Origin of the sequence: Paenarthrobacter nitroguajacolicus (assembly GCF_031455195.1) — a bacterium.
Taxonomy (GTDB): domain Bacteria; phylum Actinomycetota; class Actinomycetes; order Actinomycetales; family Micrococcaceae; genus Arthrobacter; species Arthrobacter nitroguajacolicus_D.
Window position 1 is genome coordinate 568,590 of the sequence record NZ_JAVDSH010000002.1, and the last position, 25,191, is coordinate 593,780.

The following is a 25,191-nucleotide window of genomic DNA, read 5'->3' on the forward strand; positions in this document are numbered from 1 at the left end:
CCACACATGTCCTCCAGCACACCCCTTGGCAGGGCTGCTGATTCGCTCAAGCGCGCTGCCTCGTCGCTTGGCGGCACCATCCGCGGCCTCCGCAGACCTGCCGATAAAACTCCCGGCCGGGGAGGAAATACCGGCAAGGCCAGTAAACTCCATCCCGCCTCGTTGTGGGCAGAGGCAGCCGGGACAGCCGTCGAGGTCCTGCAGCCGGCGTGGCGGACAGTCCGCAAAGCCTGGCTGTCCTATGCGTGGCCTGTCCTTTCCGTGGTCAGCCTCCTGGGCTGGGTTGTCCTGGCTGCTGCCATTGGCCTGTGGTGGGCCGGAGCGGCGTGGGGGTGGCAGGAGGCCAAGTCCGCGGCGTTGGTCGCTTTCCTCCTGTTTGTCCTCGCGATTGCGTTCATTGTTGGCCGCTCCGCATACGGCGTGGTCCTGGACCTTGCCCGCACCCGCGTAGCAGTTGGGGACGACGCCGTAGGGAGCATCGCGGTTTCCAACGTTTCCACCCGGCCCCTCCTGCCCGCAGCGCTGGAGTTGCCCGTTGGCGCCAATACTGCCGTCTTCCACTTGCCACGCATGAAGCCGGCCCAGGTTCATGAGGACCTCTTCACCATCCCCACCGCTCGTCGCGCTGTGATCGTGGTGGGGCCGGTCCGATCGGTTCGGGCCGATCCGCTTCACCTCCTGCGCCGCAGGGTGCTTTGGACCGAGCCCGTGGACTTGTTCGTGCACCCGCGGACAGTGTCGCTGGGTAGTTCTGCTGCCGGGTTCATTCGCGACCTTGAAGGGATGCCCACCACGGAGCTCTCCAGCGCCGATGTTTCCTTCCATGCCCTCCGGGATTACGTCCCCGGGGACGATCGACGGCACATCCACTGGAAGACCACCGCCCGTACCAACAAGCTCATGGTGCGCCAGTTCGAAGAAACCCGCCGCGCCCACCTCGCTATTGCGTTGTCGATCAACACCGACGAATACGATTCTGAAGCCGAGTTCGAGATGGCCATTTCTGTTGCAGCGTCCATCGGCCGTCAGGCCATCCGCGAACAGCGGGACCTGGACGTCCTGACCCAGAAGGGGCCGCTCCGCTGTGAAACCGGCCGTAACCTGTTGGACGACACCACCAGGATTGTTGGGGCACCCATGCGAAAGACCGCCGTCGACCTCGCCCGGAACCTCGCAGATACTGTCCCGAATGCCTCGGTGGTGTTCTTTGTGGTGGGCAGCCACGTCACAGCGACCCAGCTCCGTACCTCAGCGGCGTCTGTTCCGCCCGGGGTCCGCAGCCTGGCCGTGCGGGTTCAGCCCGGGGCTGCGCCGTCGAGGGCCAACATTGCGGACTTGACTGTCCTTACGGTTGGCGACTTGGACGATCTGGCCATTGTCCTTCGAAAGGCGGCAGCATGAGCTCCGCGCCCAACGTTCGCATCCGGCCCCGGGCGGCCAGATCCGCCGGACGGACCAGGAACATCGGTGGAGGGTCGCTGTTGTTTGGTGACGGCCGCCCACTGTGGCACTTCGCCGTCGACTTCGGCGCGTTGACCGTATTGCTGCTGCTTGGCGTTCTCGGCTTCAGCCTGAGCTTTGGGGGAGACCCCAGCTATCTCCTCGCGGGCCTGGGTGGCGTGCTTCTGGGGCTGGGTATTGCTGTGCTGAACGCGCACCTGCGCCTGGGGATGCTCATCACTACCGCCATGGCCCTTGGCACGTATCTGCTGTTCGGCACCGCGCTGGCAGTTCCAGATTCTGCCGTGCTGGGTTTCCTGCCAAGCCTCGACTCGCTTCGGACATTGCTCCTGGGTGTTGTCTTTGCGTGGAAGGACATGTTGACGGTCGGAGTTCCTGTGGGGACGGCGAACGGCATGCTTATTGTGCCATTCCTGAGCTCGCTGCTCACTGCGCTGGCCGCGGGGCTTCTGACATGGCGGCTGAAAAGCCCGTACTGGCCGCTGCTTCCGGTGCTGGTGCTGTTCGTCACCGGTATCGCGTTCAGCACCAACGCCGGGTTCCTTAACGTGGAGCGTGGCGTCTCGCTGGCCATCGTGTCAATCGCCTGGGCGACGTTCCGCCGCGAGGTGCTCCGCCAGCGGAGCACCAGGACCGTGTCGGCCAACAGGCCAAATTCCGACGCCGGGGCTGCCCGCCGCGGACAGCTCCGCCGCCTGGGGACTGCTGCAGCCGTGATCGCCGTTGCGGTTGGCGTCACCGCCCTCGCATCACCCTTGGTGACCGCCAGCGATGACCGGAAGGTCCTCCGCAACACGATCGTTCCGCCCTTCGATCCCCGGCAATATGTGACGCCGTTGGCGAGCTTCCGGAATTTCGTTAAGGACGAGAAGGACCACACCCTGTTTACGGTCAAGGGCCTGCCCAAGGACGCCCGTGTCCGGCTCGCGGCCCTGGATGCCTTCAACGGCATGAACTACACCATGGACCCGAACAGTTCCGGAAACTTCAGCAAGGTGGGAGACGCGAAGTCCCTCAACACGCTGGCTGACTCCGGTAGCCCGGCCAAGGCCACCAATTACACGTTGGACATCACCATTGAGGACTACCAGGGATACTTCGTCCCGGGTGGCCGGCACACTACCGGCATGAGTTTCGCTGAAGGTTCGAGCGCCGCCTCCGGCCTCTATTTCAACTCCGGAACAGACACCGCAGTGACCACCAAGGGCATGGCCAAGGGCGACAACTACACGGTCCAGGTCTCCGACCCCGGCACCTTGGAGCATGGACAGCTGACGCAGTACGACTTTGCAAAGATGACGTTGCCTGATGCCCAGGAAGTTCCCCCGGTTGTGGCGTCGCAGGCCAATGAGATTTCCGCCGATGCGCCGACCGCCATCGATCGTGTCCGCCAGATCGAGGCCCACTTCCAAAAGAGTGGGGCCTTCAGCAACGGGTTGGTAGCCGACGGCCAGCTTCCGAGCCTTCCCGGCCACAGTGCTGCACGCGTCCGCAACATGCTCTCGGCCAAGCAGATGCTGGGCGATGACGAGCAGTACGCCGTTTCCATGTCGCTCATGCTCCGCCACCTGGGGATTCCATCCCGCGTCGTGATGGGGTTCTACCCGGATCCCAAGAGCCCCGAAAACGGCGCCGGCGATGTCAAGATCACCGGCAAGGACGTGCACGCCTGGGTGGAGGTGGCATTCGACCGGGTGGGTTGGGTGTCCTTCGATCCCACGCCGCCCAAGGACAACGTGCCCATCCCGCCTGATCCTGAAAACAAGTCAAAGCCCAAGCCGCAGGTCCTTCAGCCGCCGCCCCCGCCCCAGGAACCCGCGGACCTTCCGCCGGACTCCACCCCGGACGCGTTGGACGCGGACGAGAAAAAGAACAACCCGTGGCTCTTTTGGGGTCCACTGCTTTCTGCCATCGGTGTTGCGCTGATTCCGCTGGGGATCCTGGCCATACCGTTGTTGCTGATCCTGCTGCTGAAATCACGACGCCGTAAGGCACGTTTCCGTGATGGCCACCCGGCCCAGCGGGTCGGGGGAGGATGGAATGAAGTGTTGAGCCTGGCCACTGACCTGGGTGCCTCCATCGATACCAAGTCCACCCGCCGCGAGTCCGCCACGGTCATCGCCGACGCATTCCCCTCCACAGGAACAACCACCACCATGCTCGCCCACCGCGCAGATGCTGCCGTTTTCGGGGCCGGACAGCCCAGCGAGGACGAGGTGGAGGAATACTGGAAGATCGTGGATTCGTCCCTGACCGATATCACTGGAAGCGTTGGGTTCTGGAAACGGCAGCAGGCGAGGTTCTCCCCGCGGTCGTTGTTGTCCGACGGAAGGGCTGCCATCCGCCGTCGGGAACAGTTATCAACCACTGCGGGCAAGCGGCGGTTCGGTATGAAGCGCACGAAGGACACCACCGATGAACAGTGAGCCGGAACTTTGTCCTGCCTGCCGCCACCCGGTCCGTCCGGGGGCGACATTCTGCACGCAGTGCGGATCTCCGCTGAACAACCGTGGAGCACGCAAGGAAGGCAACATCAACCACGCCCAAAAAGCCGCCCTGGAGTCTGCCACCCGGCGAGGTCCCAACGATCCCGGTAGTATCTCGGTAGTGTCCGCGCCGGCATCGCCGGTGCACCACGCGCAGATGGGAACAACAACGACGCCGGGCACAGGACCGGGACCAGGGGGAGGGGCAACAATGACCACCAAGCTGGAATTGGTGCCCGCATCTACCGGGAAGCGACTCGGTGCGGCGGTTCTGGACTGGCTTGGTCCCATCGCCGTACTGGCCACCACCTTCGCCATTGGCATTGCCGGCATCACCCAGACCCGTAGGAACGGCTTCATTGTCTATGACACCGGGCTGTTGGTCCTCCTGGGCAGCATAGGCCTGGGAGTGACAGTGGTTTACGCGTTTGTGCTCCTGGGATTGGAAGCCAGAACCGGGAACACCATTGGGAACAAGCTGATGGGTATCCGGAGCACGGACTCCGACGGCTATGCACCCGGCGCAGGTGCGGTCTTTGTCAGGGGCATCGTGACCGGATGTGTCCTGCTCCTCGGCGCACTCGCCTCGGTGATCCTCTCTGCCCTCGGCCTCATTGGTCCGGCCCTGTGGATTGGATTGCCTCTGGTGGTGCTGGGAGCGGTGTGGGCCATCCTGGTTGTCGTTTCCAGCGGATGGGATAAGAACGGCAAGCTGCGCGGCTGGCATGACAAGGCCGCGAAGACGCTGGTGTTCGATGTGGGAGCGGGGCGCAATCCCGTGACCACAGGCGGCATCCAAGGTCCGTACAGTTTTGCGCCGATGGACCTTCCGCCCGTGCAGCCTGTAGTGTCGCCGGTCCCGAGCGGCAGGGCGGCCCAACATGCGCACGCTGCCACAGCACAGGCAGCTCCCGCGTCCACCCCGACGCCCACGGTTCAGCCATCGCACGACCCCAATCAGTGGCGCCCGCCCACAGCGCCACGCCCCGCAACCGTAGCGGCACAGCAACCGTCCGTGAACCCGGAAGCCACCGCCGTCGTTCCCCACGCGGCCCAACCCGTACAGCGGCCGGAACCTGACAACCAGCACGGTTTTGCCTCCCACCCGGATGACGACGTCGAACGGACCCAGATGCGACCCGGGGCCCGCCGGGCCCAGGCGGTACTGAGGATTACGGTCGACGACGGCCAGGATGTTCAGCTCGGCGGCTCGGTCCTCGTTGGACGGAACCCTGCACCCCAGCCCGGGGAAAACGTGGAGCAGCTGTTGCCGGTATCGGACCCCGGCCGGTCCATCTCCAAAACGCACCTGCACCTCCGGGTTGATGGCGACGGCGTGTGGGTCACCGACCGCAATTCCACCAACGGGAGCGCCGTCACCACCCCTGACGGCATCCAGACCAGGCTCCACCCCGGCGACGCCGTACTGGTGCGTCCCGGTTCGACAGTCCACTTTGGCGACCGTTCCTTCCACCTAGGACAAGCATGAATCCACAGCCGTCCACGCCCGCCAACGCCGACGCCGGTCAGGCCTCAGCCCCCTCCACCTACCTCTTGAGCTACGGGTACGGAACCGACCGTGGTCTCCGGCGCGAACTGAACGAGGATTCGTTCATCGCCTCCGACCCCGTCTTTGCCGTGGCTGATGGCATGGGTGGCCACGAGGCTGGCGAGATAGCCAGCGGCATGTGCGTCCGGACGCTGGGGAGCTCACCCGAGCTCGCCTCCGGTGTCCGCACCGCTTCGGCGGCGGAGCTGCAGGCCTGCCTGTTGAACGCCGACGCAGCCATCCGGAACGCCACAGGAGCCCGCGCAGGAACCACCCTGTCCGGCGTGGTGGTGGTGGAACAGATGGGCCTGCCGTACTGGCTGGTGATGAACATCGGAGACTCCAGGACTTACCGCCTGAGCCAGGGCGAATTCGCCCAGGTCAGTGTGGACCACTCCGAGGTACAGGAACTGGTGGACTCCGGGGACATCACTGCCGAACAGGCTGCAGTGCACCCGCGCCGCCACGTGGTCACCCGCGCCCTGGGAACGGGGGACGAAACCGAAGCCGACTTCTGGTTGCTTCCCATCCAGGAAGGCGACCGGATCATGATCTGTTCCGACGGCCTCAACGGCGAACTCGGCGATGATCACATGTTCCGCATTCTCAGCACGGTGGCCCACCCGCAGGACGCTGTGGACGCACTGATCCAAGCAGCTTTGCGGAGCGGCGGCCGGGACAACGTCACCGTGATCGTGGTTGACGCCAAGAACGTGTTGAACGACGCCGGTATCGCCACCACTGCGCCCAGGCCCGAGGTCGCGTCCGAGGTGGAGGAAGACACGCTTCCCAGGGCATGGGTGAATGGAAATGACCAGGAGGAAGGCGTCGATGGCAAGCAGTAACCACCGCTCGCCGGCCCGGTACGAGCAGGGTGAGTGGTTCGGCGTGGTCCGCGAAGGCACAGTTGTGCTCCTTGGCCCGGACACCCCACACGCACTCATCGATACCGTCTGGGAGCTGCTCGCCTCTGCGCCCGAAGCCCACGAGGTGCTGCACGAAGTGACCGAGGCCTTCGGGGTCTCGCTCAGCCGGATCCCTCCTTTCGGGATCATCGACGCCAAGGATGCCCTGCGTGTTTTCCTCCGGGGCGAGCTCGAATTGCTCGCCCACCTGGACGGTGGCCAGGAACGGATCACCGGGCGGGACGTGACCACCTGGACCGAACGTCGTATCGCGGATGCCGTGGCTTACAGTGTGCGCATCGGCGGCAGCACTGCACCGCTGGAGCATCCGTCGCTGATGGGTGCTGCCCTGAATACCTTGCCCTTGGCTGAAGGCGTGGTGCTGCTGGAATCCATTGATGTCGTGATGGTTGCTTCGGCAGCCGGAGCCGGAGCCGAAGCCGCAGCCGAAGCTGTTGCTGAAGACGAAGCCGAGGCGGAGGCCGAAGCGATCTATATCCCGGCCCCCGAGCGGGTGTCCGACGAAACCATGATCGGCTTCCCGGAGCCCGAACCCGAGGTAGAGGTGGAGCCGGAGCCCGAACCCGAGGTGGAACCCGAACCTGAGCTCATACCCGAGGTAGAACCGGAGCCAGAGCCCGAGCCGGAGGCCGCGGAGCTTCCCGTCCACACCAGCACCACCGACCCCTTGGTCCCGTCGCTGGAGAACACCACCAACTACGACCACCTGTGGGACAAGACGGTGATGCGGAACATCGAGGACGCCGCCGTCCGCATCGACGGTGACGCTGAGAACGCGCACGAGGCACCGGCCCCTTCAGTTGCGCCGACCCCTTCCGTCGCACCCACCCCTTCAGATGCCCCGTCCCCGCCAACTCCGCCGGCAGCGGAAACCACAGCGGCCGCGAGCGGGCCCGCTCCGGCTGAGTCCGCCGTCGGGCAGGTCCAGGCTGTACCGGCCACGGGCCTCATCGATTCCGTTCCGTGGCTGCGAAGCAGTTCCGGTACGTCAACTGCGGTCGGCTCCCAGTCCGCGCCGCCCACCGGGCAAGCGGCCGAGCTGGCCGAGCCGGCCCCTCAAATGCCCACGGGTTGGTCGCCGGCCCTGCCACCGCAGCCGCAGGCGCCGCCCGCGGCCGAGGACCCGGATCACGACGGCCAAACCATCATGAAGAGCAGCCTTCCCGTCGGTGACGACGCAGCCGCCCAGCAACCCGGTGAAGGTGCAGCAACAGTCAACGGCCCGAGTGTCCTGGCGAGGGTCTGCTCAGCCGGACATGCCAACCCGCCAACCTACCCGCAGTGCTCGGTGTGCGGTGTGGCGCTCTCCGGGGACGCCGTCCACGTACCGCGCCCCAGGCTTGGTCGCGTGCGGATCTCCACCGGTGAGCTGATCGACCTTGACCAGTCGCTGATCATCGGCCGGCAGCCTTCGGTTTCCCGTGTCCAGGGTGGCACCATGCCCCGCCTCATCCAGGTGGAAAGTCCCGGCGGGGACATTTCCCGCTCGCACGTCGAGGTAAGGCTGGAGGGCTGGCACGTCATGCTGTGTGACCTGAAGGCCACCAACGGGACCGTGCTCATCCGGGAGGGGCAAGCACCACGCAGGCTAGCCCAAAACGAGATGGCCATCCTGCTCGACGGCGACATCGCCGAACTGGGCGACGATATTTCATTGCGTTTCGAGGAGATTCTTTGAGTTCCAAGAGGCCCCCCGCGCCGCCTCCACCCATCCCGGGTTTCAAATACATCAGCCTGCTGGGTTCCGGTGGCTTCTCGGATGTCTACCTATACGAGCAGGACAGGCCGCGCCGAAAAGTTGCTGTGAAGGTGCTTTTGTCGGACCTCAAGACCGAAGGGGCCCGCCGGCGCTTCGAGTCGGAGGCGAACCTGATGGCGCAGTTGTCGTCACATCCTTACATTGTGACGATCTTCGAGGCCGAGATCACCGAAAACGGGCATTCCTACCTCGCCATGGAGTACTGCTCCAGGCCAAGCCTGGACGTCCGCTACCGCCGTCAGCGCTTCAGCGTGGACGAGGTCCTTGCCGTCGGTATCCAGGTGGCGTCCGCCGTCGAGACCGCGCACCGCGCAGGCATCGTGCACCGCGACATCAAGCCAGCCAACATCCTGGTCACCGATTACAACCGGCCGGCGCTGACGGACTTCGGCATCTCCGGCACCATCGGTGCCGACACCGAGGACGACGCCGGCATGTCCATTCCGTGGTCGCCGCCGGAGCAGTTCCGCGGTGGCGCTGTTGAAGGTGTCCCGGTGGACATCTGGGCTTTGGGCGCCACCCTCTACACGTTGCTGGCTGGCCGTTCGCCTTTCGTCCTCCCGGGCCAGGACAACTCGCAGCGTGAACTGATTTCGCGGATTACCAACTCGGCCCTTCCGCGCCTGGGCCGTGCCGACGTCCCCGAATCGCTTGAGTTGGTGCTGGCTACGGCCATGGCGAAGTCCCCCGAATCGCGCTACTCCTCGGCGCATGCCTTCGCCCTCGCGCTGCAACGGATCCAGACCGAACTCAATCTCTCCGTCACGCCCTTCGAAGTGCTCGAAGAACCTGGCCACGGCGAGGAGCACCCGGATGACGACTTCGAGGAGACCCGGGTCCGGAGCATCGCCTCCATCGATCCCGACGCTTCGGGAACTGCCACGACCGGATCCGCCCCAACGTTCCCGGCCCGCACCTTTCCGTCCACGGTTCCGGGCACCAGCCCGCAACCTGTGCAGCCCAAGAACCCGCCACAGACGGTGCAGACGCCTGCCCGTTTCCAGTCACCGCCGCAGTTCCGGCTTCCGGACCACACGGCCAACCGTGCCCCGGCCGAGCCGGACACCGCCGAGTCAACTGTCCTCCGCGGCTGGCAGCCCTCCGGCAAACACGACGACGTCGACGCCACGGTCAGCCGCTCCGGCGCGCCATCGGGTGCCTCACCGGTTGAGCCCCAGCCAGTCGACCACGGCAAACGGAACCTGTGGTTGGCGGCAACCGGCGCAGCTGTCCTGGTGGTGGCCATTGTGGTGGGCGTGGTCCTGGGGGCTAATGCCCAACCCAAGGCCGCTCCCACTGAGACCAGCAGCAAGCCGCCCGTGGACGCATTGGGTGACGGCGGCGTTCCTGAAGTGACCGGCTTGCACGCTGAGAAGCAGTCCGGTGGCGGGGGACCCGCACTCATTATTTTCCGGTGGGATCACGTCGAGATGAAGCCCGGGGACACCTTCAAATGGCGGACCAAGTCGGCCAAGTCCGATGGCCCCTACGAGTCGACGCTCGCCACCAACGCGGTGGTGTCGGGTACCACCGCACCACCGGTATGTATTCAGGTCATCCTTGTCAGGGCTGACGGATCAGCATCACCCGGAGGACCAGATTCCATCGCTTGCCTGGACAAGTAGACGGCTTATGCAACAAAATCACTGCCCACTGAGGAGGCACAGATCATGGGGGATCTAGCAATAGATTTCTGTGGCGAATGGTACGAACCATCCGACGAGGACGTGTTCGACATCGGCCGCGAAGGCGACCTTGAGGTCGATGACAACCCGTACCTGCACAGGCGCTTCCTGCAGATTGCCCGTTACGACGGAATCTGGTGGCTCAGCAACGTGGGCAGCATGCTGTCCGCCACCATCGCGGACGGTTCCGGCGGCATGCAGGCCTGGTTGGCTCCCGGGGCCCGGATTCCGTTGGTGTTCAGCCACACCAACGTGATTTTCACGGCCGGTCCCACCACTTACGAGTTTGCCGTGCATTTGAAGACCCCGTCCTTCCGCCACGAGGCACGCGAAGAGGACCAGGCGGGCGACACCACCATCGGGCCCGTGGTTTTTACCGATTCGCAGAAGGCCCTGATTGTTGCGCTGGCCGAGCCCATGCTTCGGCGTGACGGCACGGGTTTCAGCGCCATTCCGTCGTCCGCGGAGGCTGCTAAACGGCTGGGGTGGGCGCTGACCCGTTTCAACCGCAAGCTGGACAACGTGTGCGACAAACTGGACCGCGTAGGCGTGGTTGGCTTGCGTGGTGGAGCCGGGAAACTCGCCACTAACCGCCGTGCCCGGCTGGTTGAGCACGCCGTGACCTCACACTTGGTGACAGCTGCTGACCTGCACCTCCTTGAAACCATGACTGGAGCCGACGAAGCATGAAGTTTCGCCTGACCCTGCGGCGTGACCCGGCGGAAGCCAAGGACCTCGCTGTCACAGTTGATGGCCGCGCCACCGTCGCGGACATCGCCACCGAGCTGTGGGCTGCGGACCCCGCGCGCAAGGGGACCGAACCGCCGTCGAACCTGTCCATCAGCGTCGATGAAGCGTTCGTCGGGGGCGGACTCTCCGGGCATGTCCTGCGGCCAACCGACAACCTGCTGGAGTCGGGGCTACGGCCCGGTTCCAAGGTCTCCCTTGCGCAGGTGAGTGAGCAGTTCGCTACCAACGGGCACGCCGACGGCCACAACAGGGGACCGGCGGCGGCAACGTTGCGCGTCATGTCAGGGCCCGACGTCGGCCGCGAATTTTCGCTGCCTTTCGGCACCAGCTACATCGGCCGGGACCGGGACGCGGACATCCGCCTCTCGGATCCGCTCACTTCAAAGCGCCATGCGCGGGTCACAGTGGGTGAAACCGTCGAGATCGTTGACACTAACTCGGCCAACGGTCTGCTGATGGACGGGTTGCCCGTCACCCGGGCAACCCTGGGTTCCTCCGATACAGTGACGCTGGGTGACACCACCGTGGGTGTGGTTGCCTTGTCGCGGAACCACAGTGGTGGACCTTCCTCGCCGCTGGTGGACTTCAACCGCTCGCCGCGGGTGCTGCCCAGGTTCGAGTCGCCCAAGCGTGTGCCGCCGGCCGGGCCGAAGCGTCCCGAGCACCAGCCGTTTCCGTACATCATGCTGGTGGCGCCGCTGCTGATGGGCGGTGTGCTTTTTGCCGTCACCCAGAACCTGCTCTCGGTGCTGTTCATGGCCATGATGCCGCTCTTCATCGTCGGCCACTATGTGGACCACAAGATGCAAAGCAAGCGCCAGGCCAAGGAAGGCCACAAACAGTTCAAGGCGGCCATGCTGGCCTTCCGCGAGGACATCGACCGGCAGCAGAACATTGAGCGGGCGGTCCGGCTGCAGGAAACGCCGTCCGTCAGCGACACCGTGGACGCGATCTATAAGCTGGGCCCCCTCCTGTGGACCAACCGGCCCGAACACCAGCATTTCCTGGGCGTGCGGTTCGGGCTGGGCTCGGCGCCGTCCCGTATCCAATTCGAGGAACCCGGCGCGAACGAAACCGAACCCCAGTACATGCGGGAAATCCAGGAGTGCCTGCAGCAGGTCCGCGTTATTGAGGGCGTCCCGATCGTTTCACAGCTGCGCACTTCCGGGTCCTTCGGCGTAGCGGGCGATCGCAGTGTGGTGGATGACGTCGCACGCGGCGTGGTGCTTCAACTGGTAGGCCTGCACTCACCGGCGGAGGTGGTTGTGGCGGCGCTGACCTCGGCCCGTTCACGGGAACGCTGGGACTGGTTGCAGTGGCTCCCGCACGTAGGCTCGGGCCACAGCCCCCTCTCAGGGGACCATCTGGCGGCCGGCCCCGGGGCAGGCGCGGCACTGTTGTCCCGTCTGGAGAACCTTGTTGAAGAACGCGAGTCCATGGCCAAGGAACCGGGTCCGCAATTGCGTCCCGGACTTAAGGACGAACACGAGGAGCTCCCTGGTCCCGTTGTTCCGGCGGTTCTGGTGGTTGTGGAGGACGATGCTCCCGTGGACCGCGGACGCCTCACCCGCCTGGTGGAACGGGGCCCTGACTATGGCGTCCACATCATGTGGGTTGCCGCGAATGTCCAGTCCCTGCCGGCGGCCTGCCGCGATTTCCTTTCCGTTGACGGCGACCACGGCACAACCACGGGCCAGGTCCGCCTGGGACGCCATACCTATCCGGTCAGTTGCGAAAGCGTCGACGCGGAGCTCGCGACGCAACTTGCGCGCATGATGTCACCTTTGGTGGACGTCGGAAACCCGCTCGAGGACGACTCCGACCTTCCGCGTGCTGTCTCCTACGCCACGTTGATCGGCAAGGAGTTGATGGACAACCCGCAGGCCGTTGCCGAGCGCTGGCAGGAGAACAACTCCGTCCACGCCACCGCCGTGCCGAACCGCAAAGACAACGGCAGCCTTCGCGCCCTGGTGGGTTCCAAGGGCGTGGAGCCGTTCTACCTGGACCTCAAGAACGAGGGACCGCACGCCCTGGTAGGTGGAACCACCGGTGCGGGCAAGTCCGAGTTCCTGCAGTCCTGGGTCATGGGCATGGCCGCCGCCTACAGCCCGGACCGTGTCAGCTTCCTGTTCGTTGACTACAAGGGCGGCGCGGCGTTCGCGGACTGTCTGCACCTGCCACACACCGTAGGCCTGGTCACCGACCTTTCGCCGCACCTGGTCCGCCGGGCGCTGACCTCGCTGCGCGCCGAGCTGCACTACCGCGAACGCCTCCTGAACCGGAAGAAAGCCAAGGATTTGCTGGCGCTGCAACGCGAAGCAGACCCCGAAGCGCCGCCGTACCTCATCATCATCGTGGACGAATTCGCGGCACTCGCCACCGAAGTTCCAGAATTCGTCGACGGCGTGGTGGACGTCGCCGCGCGTGGCCGTTCCCTGGGCCTGCACCTGATCCTCGCCACCCAGCGGCCCGCCGGCGTCATCAAGGACAACCTGCGCGCCAACACCAATCTCCGGGTTGCGTTGCGCATGGCGGACGAAGTGGACGCCGTGGACATCCTGGGTGTTCCCACCGCCGCGTACTTTGATCCCTCGATTCCCGGCCGTGGAGCCGCGAAGACAGGCCCGGGACGCATCCAGGGCTTCCAGACCGGCTACGCCGGTGGTTGGACCACGGAGAAGCCGCAGCGTCCCCGCATCGACATTGTGGAGATGGCGTTCGGGTCCGGGCCCGCATGGGAACCGCCGTTGGACCAGCACGGAGAGGACGAGCCTGCCGGCCCCAACGACATTGCCAGGATGACCGGAAACATCATCCGCGCAGCTGACGTATTGTCGATCCAGCCTCCCAGGAAGCCGTGGCTCAACGAACTCGCTACCACCTACGACTTCTCCAAGCTCCCGAACCCGAGAAGCGATGAGCGGCTCCTGCTGGGAGTCGCCGACGACCCCGCCCACCAGGACCAGCCCACCGTTTTCTACGAGCCGGACAAGGACGGCAACATGGCCGTCTACGGTACGGGCGGATCCGGTAAGTCGGCAGCTTTGCGCAGCATCGCCATCGCCGCGGCCGTCACACCCCGTGGCGGACCCGTGCACGTTTATGGAATCGACTGTGGTTCGAACGGCCTGAAGATGCTCGACGGTCTTCCACACGTGGGCGAGATCATCAACGGCGACGACGTGGAAAGAGTTGGCCGGCTGCTCCGATGGCTCAAGGAAGTCGCTGACGATCGGGCAGCACGGTTTGCGGAGGTCCGCGCCTCAACAATCGTCGAATACCGGGAGCTGGCCAACAGGCCGGACGAGAAGCGCATCTTCATCATGGTGGACGGTATGTCTTCCTTCCGTGAAGGGTACGAATACAGCAAACTGTCCGCGCTCTGGGACATCTTCCTGACCCTGGCCACAGACGGCCGTCCGCTGGGCATCCACTTGGTCGTGAGCGGTGACCGCACCAACTCCGTCCCGGCGTCGCTCCTTGCTTCCATCCAGAAGCGGCTGGTCCTTCGCCTCAGCTCCGAAGACGACTACATGACCCTTGACGTTCCCAAGGACGTCCTGAACGCCGCTTCGCCTCCCGGGCGTGGCTTGCTGGACGGACTGGAAGTCCAGCTTGCCGTTCTGGGCGGCAACTCGAACCTTGCCCTGCAGGCGCGGGAAGTGGCCAAGCTCAGCCAGGCAATGATCCGACAGGGCCTGGAGCAGGCGCCCCAGATCCAGCGGCTCCCCGAACTGGTGGACCTGGACATCCTGCCAGGCGGTGCTCCGGACAACCCGGTCATCGGCGTCGACGACGAGACCCTCGGCCCGGCCGCCATTGCGGCCAAGGGTTCGCTCCTGCTTGCGGGACCCCCGGGTGCCGGGCGAACGGTGGCGCTGGTCACCCTGGCGTATGCGCTGCGCCGCTCCAATCCCCGAACGGACCTCATCTACATAGGTTCGCGGCGCTCGGCGGTTGCGGACCTGAACATTTGGAGCCGGTCCTTGGTTGGGCCGGACGAGGTCTCGGATGTGGTTGACGACCTCATCGACAAAGTGTCCGACAATCCGGGCAGCATGGCCATTTTCATCGAGGGACTGACTGAGTTCACCGATACTCTGGCCGAGTCCGGCGTCGGCCGGCTGGTGACTGCGGCGATCAAGGCCGACCAGTGGGTGGTAGGTGAGTCCGAAACGTCCACCTGGTCACAGGCCTGGTCCCTCGCCCAGCCGTTCAAGTCCGGGCGTCGCGGGCTGCTGCTGAACCCGGGAGACGTGGAGGGCGATTCCTTGCTCAACACCTCCCTTGGCCGTGTCAGCCCGGACTTCATTCCGGGCCGCGGGTACATCGTGGGCCGCGGAAAAGTACGCAAGCTCCAGATCGCCATGCCACCCGAGAATCGGGGCTAGGATTTGCCGACGCGCAGGAGGATGTAGGAGGATTTCTCGAAACACCCCCAATTTCGGGGCGCCCCAACGCCCCAGCTGAGGTTACTTTCATGCGACACTCCGTTGTCCCTGCCGTTTTCCTGGCCGCTGGCTTGCTGCTGGCACCGGCCGCCGCTGCCCAAGCTGTCCCCTGCGGAGAGAAGTTGACCTGCGCTCCCACCGGGGGAGTGGAGGGCCCGACGCCGACCCAACCGGGGCTGGCTCCCGAACTGGACCAGAAGCCCGCACCCAAGCCGGAACCGACCCGTGTACGCGAGACCCAGCCCGCGCCGCCACCGGTTGCGCCCGCCCCTCCCGTGCAGGTTCCCCAACAGCCGCCGGTGACGCAGTTCGTCACCGTGGCACCCCAGGTGGCCAATCCGGTACAAAGCACGCCGGAACCAACTCAGGCCCCTGAAACCACGGTGGCGTCAGCAACGCCGTCGGCAACTCCCTCAGCGAGCCCCAGCACCGCAAGCCCGAGTCCCTCCAAGTCCTCCAACTGGAACACGCCCGTGGACAAGGGCCGGGCGACGCAGGCCGCAGTGTTGGCATCGAACTCCTTCACCGGGCCCAACCTGATGGGTTTGTTCGGCATCCTCGGTGGCGTACTGCTGGTGGGCTTGGGCGGATTGGGATTCGCGCTCTGGAGCAAGAACCGGCTCTCCTCCCACTAGCAGCGCTTTAATGTCGGTGGCTTGCGGCAAGATAGACCTGTGAGCACACCAGAAATCGCGAATCCGGTAGAAACCACAGGTGAAGGTGCGGCAGCCGCCGTCGTCGAAGCGGAAGGGACCCCGCCTTCAGGGTCGTTGCGGGACGAATATGAGCAATTAGCCGACCTCGTCCGCAAGTACCGGTATGCCTATTACCAGGAAGACTCACCCACGGTCTCGGACGCAGAGTTCGATGAACTCTACCGTCGCCTTGAGGAGCTGGAAGCGCTTCATCCGGAGCTCGTCTCCAACGATTCCCCCACACAGGAGGTCGGCGGGGAAGTCTCATCGGCGTTCGCCGCAGTGGAGCACCTGCAGCGGATGTACAGCCTTGACGACGTCTTTTCGCTGGACGAACTGGAAGCATGGGTCCGCAAGGCCGAAGCATCTGTCGCGAAGCTTGGAGACAGGGTGCCACCGATCCACTGGCTGACCGAGTTGAAAATTGATGGCCTCGCCGTGAACCTCCTGTATCGGGACGGCAAGCTGGTGCGCGCGGCCACGCGCGGCGATGGCACCACCGGGGAAGACATCACTCACAATGTCCTCACCATCAAGGAGATCCCGCGGGAACTCAGCGGTTCCGGTTACCCGACGGAAGTGGAAATCCGGGGTGAAGTGTTCATCCCGTCCAAGGCGTTCACGGAGTTCAACCAGAGCCTTGTGGCCGCGGGCAAAGCGCCCCTCGCCAACCCACGCAACGCGGCAGCGGGCTCCCTGCGGCAAAAGGATCCGGCCGAAACGGCGAAGCGTCCGCTGAGCATGTTCGTCCACGGCATCGGCGCCCGAGAGGGACTGGATGCGACCAGCCAGTCGGAAACGTACCAATTGCTCGCCGAATGGGGGCTGCCGGTCAGTCCCTACTCGAAAGTGCTGGACACTTACGAAGGCGTCCTCGAATTCATTGCGCACTACGGCGAGCACCGCCACGACCTCCTTCACGAGATCGACGGCATCGTAGTCAAGATCGACGATTTCGCCACCCAGCGCGCCCTTGGCTACACCTCCAGGGTGCCCAGATGGGCGGCGGCGTACAAATACCCGCCGGAAGAAGTGCACACCAAGCTCCTGGACATCATGGTCAACGTCGGCCGGACAGGGCGGGTCACGCCGTTCGGCCTGATGGAGCCGGTGAAGGTCGCAGGTTCCACGGTGGGCATGGCTACGCTGCACAACCAGGATGTGGTCAAGACCAAGGGCGTCATGATCGGGGACATCGTGATCCTGCGAAAGGCCGGCGACGTCATCCCCGAAATCGTTGGCCCCGTCCTGGCCTTGCGGGACAAGCAGGACCCGCCCGTCCGCGAGTTCGTGATGCCCACCGAATGCCCTTCCTGCGGCACGCCCCTGGCCCCGTCCAAGGAAGGGGACGTGGACATCCGCTGCCCCAACGCCAAGTCGTGCCCGTCCCAGTTGCGGGAGCGCGTGTTCCACGTCGCCAGCAGGGGTGCGTTCGACATTGAAGCGCTGGGCTGGGAAGCGGCCGTTGCACTGACCCAGCCTGCGGAGCCGGAAACCCCACCGCTGACCAGCGAGGCCGGACTGTTCAGCTTGACGCGCGAGGACCTTGCCGATGTCCTGATCCGCAGGGAAAAGCGTTCCAAGGGCGTGGGCACGGGGGAGTTCGAACTCGTCCCGTACTTCTACACCAAGGGAACCGCCAAGTCCCCGTCCAAGCCGACGGCGACCACCGAGAAACTCTTTGTGGAACTGGAGAAGGCCAAGAAGCAGCCCTTGTGGCGCGTGCTGGTTGCACTCTCCATCCGGCACGTCGGCCCTACTGCTTCCCGTGCACTGGCCACAGCGTTCGGCAGCATGGACGCCATCCGTAACGCCACCGAAGAGCAAATGGCGCACGTGGACGGAGTGGGTCCCACCATCGCCGTGGCCCTCAAGGAGTGGTTTGCCGTGGACTGGCACAACGAAATCGTGGACAGCTGGGCTGCTGCGGGAGTCCGGATGGAGGATGAGCGCGACTCCTCAATGCCGCGGACACTTGAAGGCCTCACCGTGGTGGTCACCGGAACGCTTCCGAACTTCAGCCGGGACGAGGCCAAGGAAGCGATCATCATCCGCGGTGGCAAGGCGTCGGGATCCGTCTCCAAGAACACCAGCTACCTCGTGGCCGGAGAAAGTGCAGGAACCAAGCTGGACAAGGCTGAACAGCTGGGCGTTCCCGTGCTGGACGAGGACGGCTTCCGCGAGCTGCTGGCCAACGGCCCGGCGACGACGAACGCGGACCCGGACAACGACGTGGCAGCGGACCCGGACACTGAAGCCGCAGCGGACACTGAAGCGATAGCGGAGGCAGCATCCGAATGACCGACGCATTGGAACTGCTTGCTGTGGCCAAACGCGCCGCTGCTGCCGGCGCAGCTGTCCTTGCCCGTCGATCCGTCACCGGGACCGGTGGCGAAGGCCTGGAAACCACCAACAAAGGGGAAGCTGGTGACTGGGTCACCGCTTTCGACGTCGCAGCGGAGAACGCCGTCCGCGACGCTATCCTGGCCGAACGCCCCCGTGATGCGCTGACGGGGGAGGAGCACGGAACCACCCGGCCCGATGACCATTCAGGGTATCGGTGGTCCATCGATCCGCTGGACGGGACCACCAACTTCATCCGCAACATCGTCTACTACGCAACGTCCGTTGCCGTGGCGGACTCCGACGGCGTGTGGCTGGCCGGAGTGGTGCACGCGCCAGCGCTGGGCCGGGTCTATTCGGCTGCCCGCGGACACGGGGCCTGGGTTGAAGCCGCTGGTCAGTCAACTCGGCTCGAAGGTCCGGTACCTGGGCGGAAGGGGCTGATCCTGGCCACGGGTTTCAGTTACGATCCCGCCACGCGTGCTAGCCAGGTGGAGGGACTGGGCGAGGTGATGGACGGGTTCGCCGATGTCCGGCGCCTGGGGTCGGCGGCACTGGATCTTTGCATGGTGGCGGATGGCACCTTTGACGCCTACGGGGAACGTGGGCTCAACGAGCACGACTTCTCGGCGGGTGCGCTGATCGCTGAAGAGGCCGGCTGCTGGGTGCGGCGGCCACGGCTTCGGAGCCCGCTCGACGGCGGACCCAGCACCGAGGATCGTTTGGCGGCGTGGATGTGCGCCGGGGCGTTGGAACTGTCCGGCAAATTCCCTTTGTGACCACCGCCCTGTGATCACCACACTCGCCATCGCCAACTACCGTTCCATCCGGGACCTTGCCATGGAGTTGCACGGCTTGGATGTCGTGACGGGAGCCAATGGCAGCGGCAAGTCCTCGCTGTACCGTGCCTTGCGGCTGTTGGCCGAGTGTGCGGGCGGGGATTCCGGAAACGTGGTGGGTTCCCTGGCCAGGGACGGTGGTTTGTCGTCCACTTTGTGGGCCGGGCCGGAGTCCATCAGCGACGCCATGCGGCGCGGCGAAGTTCCCGTCCAGGGAACGGTCCGCCGGGAATCCGTGAACCTGAAACTGGGGTACTCCGGTGACGACTTCGGATATTTGGTGGACCTCGGCATGCCGGTTGCCAGCGGCTCCGGTTTTGATGAAGCCACCGGCAGGCCCCGGCCCTCGGCCTTCAGCCTGGACCCCGAGATCAAAAGGGAGCAGATCTTTTCGGGACCGGTGGCACGGCCGGGTTCGCTGTTGGTTGATCGAAAGGGAAGCCTCGCCAAACTGCGGGAACCCGGTGGGGAATGGGCCGAGCTTTCACGGCGGCTCGATACTTTCCAGAGCATGCTGACGGAAGTCTCCGACCAGGACCGTGCCCCGGAAGTGTTGCGTGTCCGGGACTCGGTTCGATCCTGGCGGTTTTACGACCATTTCCGCACCGACGCAGATGCTCCCGCCCGACAAGCCCAGATCGGCACCAGAACCCCCGTGTTGCACCATAGCGGACGGGACCTGGCGGCCGCTCTCCAGACGCTGCGGGAGGTGGGCTTCGAGCGGCAGTTGGATGCCGCCGTCGATCACGCCTTTCCCGGAAGCCGGCTGGAGATCGCCGTTAACGACGGCAGATTCGGCGTGGAGCTTCGCCAACCCGGGATGCTGAGGCCCATGAAAGCCGCCGAACTGTCAGACGGTACGTTGCGATTCCTGTTGCTCACGGCAGCCCTCCTGACGCCGAGGCCGCCGGAACTGATGGTCCTGAACGAACCGGAGACCAGCCTCCACGTGGACCTGATGCCGGCACTGGCTGGATTGATTGTCCAAGCCAGTGCCAGCAGCCAGATGATCGTCGTGACCCATTCCGAGGCACTGCTCAAGGCCCTCCGCGACAGCGGCGCTGCGCACGAGCATGAGCTGTATAAGGACCTGGGCGAAACCAGGATCAAGGGTTTGGGTTCCCTGGAGGGTCCGTTGTGGAGTTGGCCCAAGCGCTAGGGTGCGCCGGCCCGGTCTAGAAGGCTGATCCGATGGAGGTGAGTGCGTGGGCTTCAGCGTGGGCGTACCGGCTTTCCGGCCGCGCCAGTCCGTAGTGTCCGCGCAACGTGGAGGCCGTGTATTCGGTGCGGAAGAGGCCACGCTGCTGAAGGATCGGTACCACCTGGTCCACGAAGACCTCCAATCCCGAGGGAAGGACGGGCGGCATGATGTTGAAACCGTCCGCAGCTCCTGCGAAGAACCAGTCCTGGAGGGCGTCCGCCACCTGCTCGGGGGTGCCGGAGAAGGTGCGGTGTCCACGGCCACCACCCAGACGGCCGATCAGTTGCCGGACGGTGAGTTTCTCACGGCGGGCCAGTTCCACGATCAACGTGTACCGGCTTTTGGCCCCCTCGATTTCATCTTCGGAGGGAAGGTCCGCAGGCAACTGACGGTCCAGCGGAAGGTCTTCGGGGGACAGCCGCAGGGTCTTGGCGAGTTGCTCCCGCGCGTATTCGGGCTTGATCAGTTCGTCGAGCTCGCGCTCCAGCTTCAGCGCTTCAGCCTCCGTGGAGCCAATCACCGGGACGATGCCGGGCAGGATTTTGATGCCCTCGGGGTCACGACCCACGGCGGCGGTGCGTGCTTTCAGGTCCGCATAGAACGCCTGCGCATCGGCGAGGGTTTGGTGGGCGGTGAAGACCGCTTCCGCGTACTGTGCTGCGAGGGTTTTGCCGTTCTCCGACGATCCCGCCTGCACAATCAGGGGGTGGCCTTGGGGGGAGCGCGGGACGTTAAGCGGACCCCGGACACGGAAATGCTTCCCTTCGTGGTCGATGACCCGGATTTTCGTGTCGTCGCCCCAGACGCCCCCGGCTTTGTCCGCGAGCACGGCGTCGTCTTCCCAGCTGTCCCAGAGTTTCAGGGCCACCTCGATGAATTCGGCGGCCCGTTCGTAGCGGACAGCATGGGCGGGTTGATCGTCTACACCGAAGTTGCGTGCGGCGTCAGGTCCGGCAGTGGTGACCACGTTCCAGCCTGCCCGGCCACCGCTGACCCAGTCCACCGACGCGAAACGGCGTGCCAGGTTGAAGGGGTCGTTGTAGGTGGTGGAGGCTGTGGCGATGAGCCCGATCTTCTGCGTGACCGCCGCAATGGCGGTCAGCAATACCGTGGGCTCCAGTTTGCCGGCGGGACGGCGGCCCACTTCCCCAAACAGGACCGGGGAATCGGCGAAGAAGATTGAGTCCAGCTTTCCGCGTTCGGCTGTTCGTGCCAGGTGCTGGTAGTGCTCAACCTTGGTGACGGCCAGTGGATCGCTCTCAGGCAGGCGCCAGGATGCTTCGTGGTGGCCAGTGCTCATGAGGAAGGCGTTGAGGTGAAGGTGGCGCTGTGGTTCAGTCATGGGGTTCTCCTCGGTTCATACCGGATGGGGGAGGCAGGCTGTGGTGTGTGGCAACTCAAGCACGCCCCCAACGGACTTCGCCAGCGCTCCGACATGTGCCCGCAACAGCACGAAACCGGGGTTCACCGCGCGCAACCCGGCTCAATTCGACGCCACGGAAGGCAACACAACAGAAGCCCGGCGTCCAGGTGCTGGAGCGGACGCAACCCGGGCAACCGGCGTCGTGCCTTCTGTTCATGACTGATAGTTCCGTCACGGAAAGCGCTGTTTGGCGCGTGGCATGCATGCTGCCCAACTACCATTGGTAGGTGCTTTCGCCGATTACCGTCCGTCCCGCCCTGCCCGAAGACTACGACGCCGTTGCCCGCATTACGCAGGATTCCTACGTCACCGCGGGGTACTACGGCGACGCCGAACACCCGTACCTGCAGAAACTCCGGGACGTGGCCGGCAGGGCAGAGCACGCCGACGTGCTGGTGGCTGAGCGTGACGGAGAGGTTATTGGGTCCGTGACCGCGGCTCCGGCCGGTGGCGGCTTCTCGGACATCGGGCTGGAGGACGAACTGGAACTCCGCACCCTCGTGGTGGACCCGGCGGTCCAGCGTTCGGGGGCAGGCCGTGCGCTGGTCCAGGCTGTCGTGGACCAGGCCAAGGCCATGGAAGGGATCAACGCGGTATCCCTGACCACGGGTGCGACGTGGGAGAGTGCCAATGCCCTTTACGCCCGGACCGGCTTTGACCGCGCCCCACACCGGGACTGGTTCGTGCCCGGCACCGACATAAAACTGTTCGTTTACAGGCTCGAGCTCGGGCAGTCATAAAGTTTCCTTCGAAGCGCCGGTCACCGGGCCGGGCGCAACGACAGGAAGGCGCGGCATGCGCAAGACATTTGGCACGGGTTCGGTCTGGGAACAGACCCTTGGCTACTCCCGCGCGGTCCAGGTGGACAACACCCTCTTCATTTCCGCTACGGCAGCTTCCGGCGAAAACGGCATTGTCGGCGATGATTTCTACTCGCAGACCAGGTTCATCCTCGAAAAGCTCGGCTCGGTCCTTGAGGACGCCGGCTTCTCCTATGAGGATGTGGTCCAGTCCAAGCTGTACCTGACGGACATCAGCAAGTGGGAAGACGCCGGCCGAGCGCACGGCGAGGTCTTCGGCGAGATCCGTCCCACGCTGTCCCTTGTCCATGTGCTGCCGTTCCTGGACCCGAAAATGTTGGTGGAGATCGAGCTCGTAGCGCAGAAGTCCGCATAGCGCGGCCAGTTGAGGCGCAGAACGTACCTGGTTGGGTCAGCCCGGAACGCCGTACCGGTGTTCCGGGCGGCCCGTGGTTCCGTAACGCAGCTGGATCTCGACGGCGCCATCATCAGCGAGCGATGACAGGTACCTTTGGGCCGTGGCACGGGAAACGCCAACCCGCTCCGCGACTTCGGCAGCGGAGTACTGTTCGCCTGGAAGCAAGGATTCCAGGACCGCGGCTTCGGTGGCGGACCGGGGTTTGGCCGACGGCGCCACGTCCCCTGGTATGAGTGAGCGTTTGGCCCGTTCGATGGTGCCCTGGTCAATGCTGGGCTGTTGTCCGAGGATCCTGCGGTAGCGGGCGTAGGACCGAAGCTGTTGGGACAGGGTTTCGGCGGTGAATGGTTTGAGCATGTAGCCCAAGGCGCCCCGCCGGAGGGCAACCCGGACGGACTGCGCGTCCGAGGCGGCAGTCAGCATCACGGCATCAACGTCCAGTTGCCCCAGCAGGTCCAGGCCGGAACCGTCGGGCAGGTACACGTCCAGCAGCACCAAGTCCGGGCGCAGGCTGTGGATCGCCTGCAGAGCCTGGGATACCGATCCCGCCGGCGCCAGGGCCATGAAGCCCGCAACCGAATCGACGTACGCCGCGTGGAGCCTTGCGACGTGGAAGTCGTCATCGACGATCAGCACCCTCAGATCCTCAACCACGGAGGTCCTCCCTTTCCGTTGAGCCTGTGGGGCGTTCGGCATCCATGACCCCGGGAATGGTGGCCATGAAGACCGCGCCCGGGCCACCTTCGCTGCCGCGGTCCAGGACGCGGACATCGCCTCCGCGCCTCCGCGCGAGTTGCCGCACCAATGCCAGCCCCAATCCTTGTCCAGCCCCCGAGCGTACCGGTTGTGCCGACGTCGTGAATCCTTCGGCGAAGACTTCCTCGGGGTCCAGGTTTCCCAGACCGTCGCCGGAGTCTCCCACGACAAGGTGCAGGGTGCCGCCGTCCGCGGCCGGGTCGTCCAGCAGTTCCACTTCCACCCAACGGTCCGCGGCGGAACCGGCGACGGCGGCACTCACCGCGTTGTCTATCAGGTTGCCGAGCACTGTTGTGACGTCCTGCGGATCGGCGACGTGTCCACGGACCAATGTCTCCGGCCCGACGCGCAGGGTCACTCCGCGTTCGGACGCCTCCACTCCCTTGGCGCCGATAAAGGCCTGCAGGTAGGCGTCCTGGAGGAGCTCGGCCTGCTCAACGGGAAATTTCAGGGGACCGGTGGCGGAAATCCTTTCAAGGTATTCCTTTGCGGAATCGTGTTGTCCGATGCTCATGAAACCGGCGATGGTGTGGAGTTGGTTGGCGAACTCGTGGCGTTGGGCGCGGAGGGCCGTGGACATGGTCCCAACCGCGTCCAGTTGGCGTGTCAGTTGCTGCAGTTCGGTACGGTCGCGGAGCATGACAACCCAGCCGAGGTCCTCTTTCCGATGCCATGCCTTGCGCGCACTGGCCACCAAGACCCTGCCGCCCGCCACGATCTCGACGGGCTCGGCATCCCGCGCTGCAGGTTGCGTCAGCTGCTTGAGCTGTTCGGGAACATCCGCGGTGGCCCAGTCCTGGCCGGTGGCGTCGGGGAGGTCCAGGAGGCGGGAGGCGGCTGCGTTGAAGACGGAGATCCGCCCATCGGCGGCTATGCCGATCACGCCGTCATCCACTCCCTGCAGGACAGCCACCTGATCGTGGACCAGGGTGCTGATCTCTTCGGGTTCCAGGCCCAGGGTGAGTCTTTGGAGCCTGCGGCGAAGGAGGAATGAGGCCAGGACGCCGGCAAGGAGGGCCCCGCCAGCGGTGAACGCGATGGGCAGGATGTCCCGTCCCAGGCTGTTGCTGAGGGACTCCATGGAGTAGCCGACGCTGACTTCGCCCACGATGGTGCCGGCAGCGTCTGGCGAGTAGACGGGTACTTTGGCGCCGGCTGAGGGGCCCAGCGTGCCCGTATTGCGGGTGGTGATTTCCTTCCCGGCGAGGGCAACGGAGGGGTCGGTGCTCACGCGTTCACCCAGCCGGGCAAGGTCGGGGTGGGCGAGGCGGAGGCCTGTTTCGTCCGTGATGACGACGAACAGGGCTCCGGTGCGCACCCGCACCGCTTCGGCCGCAGCCTGGAGTGGCCCCACCGCCAGCACACCTGCCGGTGGGGTGCCTTCTTCCTTGCTGATCTCCTGGACGTTGGTCCTGATGTCCGGATCCGCCGCTACTGTCCTGGCGAGGGTGAGGGCTTGGTTTTCGGCTTCGTCGCCGATCCGTCCGTACACCAACCAGGCATGGACGGCGCCGCTGAGCAGGACCACCAGCAGGACCACTCCGAGTTGGAGGAGGAGGGTTTGGGTGGAGAACCGCATACCCACCTTGCTGAAAACCGGCACCTTCGCTCCTTTCCTCCTGCTCCATTGAAGCACTGAGCACAATGCG

The 25,191-nt window shown here is 65.0% G+C and carries 17 protein-coding genes; 14 read left to right on the forward strand and 3 right to left on the reverse strand.

Annotated elements, in window-relative coordinates; translation table 11 throughout:
• Positions 1-6: 6 nt before the first annotated feature.
• The 12 genes from J2Y68_RS06295 to J2Y68_RS06350 all read left to right on the forward strand — a co-directional run bounded on the left by J2Y68_RS06295 (position 7) and on the right by J2Y68_RS06350 (position 20,103).
• On the forward strand, positions 7-1,401 hold the full coding sequence (locus tag J2Y68_RS06295; RefSeq protein WP_309991123.1) for a DUF58 domain-containing protein: 1,395 nt from the start codon (positions 7-9) through the stop codon (positions 1,399-1,401).
• Positions 1,398-3,887: a transglutaminase-like domain-containing protein gene (locus J2Y68_RS06300; protein ID WP_309991126.1), complete on the forward strand. Its 2,490-nt coding sequence runs from the start codon at positions 1,398-1,400 to the stop codon at positions 3,885-3,887. The genes J2Y68_RS06295 and J2Y68_RS06300 overlap by 4 nt, the downstream gene beginning before the upstream one ends.
• The gene (locus tag J2Y68_RS06305; protein ID WP_309991128.1) at positions 3,877-5,436 is read left to right on the forward strand and encodes an RDD family protein; all 1,560 of its coding nucleotides are present in this window, start codon (positions 3,877-3,879) and stop codon (positions 5,434-5,436) included. Before J2Y68_RS06300 ends, J2Y68_RS06305 begins: the two co-directional genes overlap by 11 nt.
• On the forward strand, positions 5,433-6,341 hold the full coding sequence (locus J2Y68_RS06310) for a PP2C family protein-serine/threonine phosphatase (RefSeq protein WP_309991133.1): 909 nt from the start codon (positions 5,433-5,435) through the stop codon (positions 6,339-6,341). The genes J2Y68_RS06305 and J2Y68_RS06310 overlap by 4 nt, the downstream gene beginning before the upstream one ends.
• Positions 6,328-8,100 carry an FHA domain-containing protein gene (locus J2Y68_RS06315; protein ID WP_309991136.1) on the forward strand — a complete coding sequence of 591 codons (1,773 nt, stop codon included), beginning with the start codon at positions 6,328-6,330 and terminating at the stop codon, positions 8,098-8,100. The genes J2Y68_RS06310 and J2Y68_RS06315 overlap by 14 nt, the downstream gene beginning before the upstream one ends.
• A complete protein-coding gene (locus tag J2Y68_RS06320; protein ID WP_309991138.1) occupies positions 8,097-9,806 on the forward strand; it encodes a serine/threonine-protein kinase in 1,710 nt (569 codons plus the stop codon). The genes J2Y68_RS06315 and J2Y68_RS06320 overlap by 4 nt, the downstream gene beginning before the upstream one ends.
• A 45-nt stretch (positions 9,807-9,851) precedes the next feature.
• A complete protein-coding gene (locus J2Y68_RS06325) occupies positions 9,852-10,556 on the forward strand; it encodes a hypothetical protein (RefSeq protein WP_211711143.1) in 705 nt (234 codons plus the stop codon).
• Positions 10,553-15,007 carry an FtsK/SpoIIIE domain-containing protein gene (locus tag J2Y68_RS06330; protein WP_309991142.1) on the forward strand — a complete coding sequence of 1,485 codons (4,455 nt, stop codon included), beginning with the start codon at positions 10,553-10,555 and terminating at the stop codon, positions 15,005-15,007. Before J2Y68_RS06325 ends, J2Y68_RS06330 begins: the two co-directional genes overlap by 4 nt.
• Before the next feature lie 89 nt (positions 15,008-15,096).
• Positions 15,097-15,702, forward strand: coding sequence for a hypothetical protein (locus J2Y68_RS06335; protein ID WP_309991144.1), 606 nt, complete (start codon positions 15,097-15,099; stop codon positions 15,700-15,702).
• A gap of 39 nt (positions 15,703-15,741) precedes the next feature.
• The gene (gene ligA, locus J2Y68_RS06340) at positions 15,742-18,063 is read left to right on the forward strand and encodes an NAD-dependent DNA ligase LigA (RefSeq protein WP_397334653.1); all 2,322 of its coding nucleotides are present in this window, start codon (positions 15,742-15,744) and stop codon (positions 18,061-18,063) included.
• A complete protein-coding gene (locus tag J2Y68_RS06345; RefSeq protein WP_309991147.1) occupies positions 18,060-18,884 on the forward strand; it encodes an inositol monophosphatase family protein in 825 nt (274 codons plus the stop codon). The genes ligA and J2Y68_RS06345 overlap by 4 nt, the downstream gene beginning before the upstream one ends.
• A gap of 10 nt (positions 18,885-18,894) precedes the next feature.
• A complete protein-coding gene (locus J2Y68_RS06350) occupies positions 18,895-20,103 on the forward strand; it encodes an AAA family ATPase (RefSeq protein WP_309991149.1) in 1,209 nt (402 codons plus the stop codon).
• 16 nt (positions 20,104-20,119) lie between these two features.
• Here J2Y68_RS06350 and J2Y68_RS06355 read toward each other — a convergent pair whose 3' ends face one another.
• Positions 20,120-21,487 carry an LLM class flavin-dependent oxidoreductase gene (locus J2Y68_RS06355; protein WP_309991151.1) on the reverse strand — a complete coding sequence of 456 codons (1,368 nt, stop codon included), beginning with the start codon at positions 21,485-21,487 and terminating at the stop codon, positions 20,120-20,122.
• 308 nt (positions 21,488-21,795) lie between these two features.
• On the opposite strand from J2Y68_RS06355, the gene J2Y68_RS06360 reads away from it, so the two are divergent.
• Positions 21,796-22,308 (forward strand): GNAT family N-acetyltransferase, encoded by a 513-nt coding sequence (locus tag J2Y68_RS06360; protein ID WP_309991154.1) that lies wholly within the window; start codon positions 21,796-21,798, stop codon positions 22,306-22,308.
• Positions 22,309-22,363: 55 nt separating this feature from the next.
• Positions 22,364-22,744: a RidA family protein gene (locus tag J2Y68_RS06365; RefSeq protein WP_309991157.1), complete on the forward strand. Its 381-nt coding sequence runs from the start codon at positions 22,364-22,366 to the stop codon at positions 22,742-22,744.
• A 36-nt stretch (positions 22,745-22,780) separates the two neighbouring features.
• Here J2Y68_RS06365 and J2Y68_RS06370 read toward each other — a convergent pair whose 3' ends face one another.
• On the reverse strand, positions 22,781-23,440 hold the full coding sequence (locus J2Y68_RS06370) for a response regulator (protein WP_211711134.1): 660 nt from the start codon (positions 23,438-23,440) through the stop codon (positions 22,781-22,783).
• Positions 23,433-25,121 (reverse strand): sensor histidine kinase, encoded by a 1,689-nt coding sequence (locus J2Y68_RS06375; RefSeq protein WP_309991651.1) that lies wholly within the window; start codon positions 25,119-25,121, stop codon positions 23,433-23,435. The genes J2Y68_RS06370 and J2Y68_RS06375 overlap by 8 nt, the downstream gene beginning before the upstream one ends.
• Positions 25,122-25,191: the final 70 nt, after the last annotated feature.

Excerpts from the sequence above, each read along its gene's own strand:
- J2Y68_RS06295 (WP_309991123.1), top strand. The coding sequence starts at position 7 with ATGTCCTCCAGCACACCCCTTGGCAGGGCTGCTGATTCGCTCAAGCGC.
- J2Y68_RS06300 (WP_309991126.1), top strand. The coding sequence starts at position 1,398 with ATGAGCTCCGCGCCCAACGTTCGCATCCGGCCCCGGGCGGCCAGATCC.
- J2Y68_RS06305 (WP_309991128.1), top strand. The coding sequence starts at position 3,877 with ATGAACAGTGAGCCGGAACTTTGTCCTGCCTGCCGCCACCCGGTCCGT.
- J2Y68_RS06310 (WP_309991133.1), top strand. The coding sequence starts at position 5,433 with ATGAATCCACAGCCGTCCACGCCCGCCAACGCCGACGCCGGTCAGGCC.
- J2Y68_RS06315 (WP_309991136.1), top strand. The coding sequence starts at position 6,328 with ATGGCAAGCAGTAACCACCGCTCGCCGGCCCGGTACGAGCAGGGTGAG.
- J2Y68_RS06325 (WP_211711143.1), top strand. The coding sequence starts at position 9,852 with ATGGGGGATCTAGCAATAGATTTCTGTGGCGAATGGTACGAACCATCC.
- J2Y68_RS06330 (WP_309991142.1), top strand. The coding sequence starts at position 10,553 with ATGAAGTTTCGCCTGACCCTGCGGCGTGACCCGGCGGAAGCCAAGGAC.
- J2Y68_RS06335 (WP_309991144.1), top strand. The coding sequence starts at position 15,097 with ATGCGACACTCCGTTGTCCCTGCCGTTTTCCTGGCCGCTGGCTTGCTG.
- J2Y68_RS06345 (WP_309991147.1), top strand. The coding sequence starts at position 18,060 with ATGACCGACGCATTGGAACTGCTTGCTGTGGCCAAACGCGCCGCTGCT.
- J2Y68_RS06355 (WP_309991151.1), bottom strand. The coding sequence starts at position 21,487 with ATGACTGAACCACAGCGCCACCTTCACCTCAACGCCTTCCTCATGAGC.
- J2Y68_RS06365 (WP_309991157.1), top strand. The coding sequence starts at position 22,364 with ATGCGCAAGACATTTGGCACGGGTTCGGTCTGGGAACAGACCCTTGGC.
- J2Y68_RS06375 (WP_309991651.1), bottom strand. The coding sequence starts at position 25,121 with ATGCGGTTCTCCACCCAAACCCTCCTCCTCCAACTCGGAGTGGTCCTG.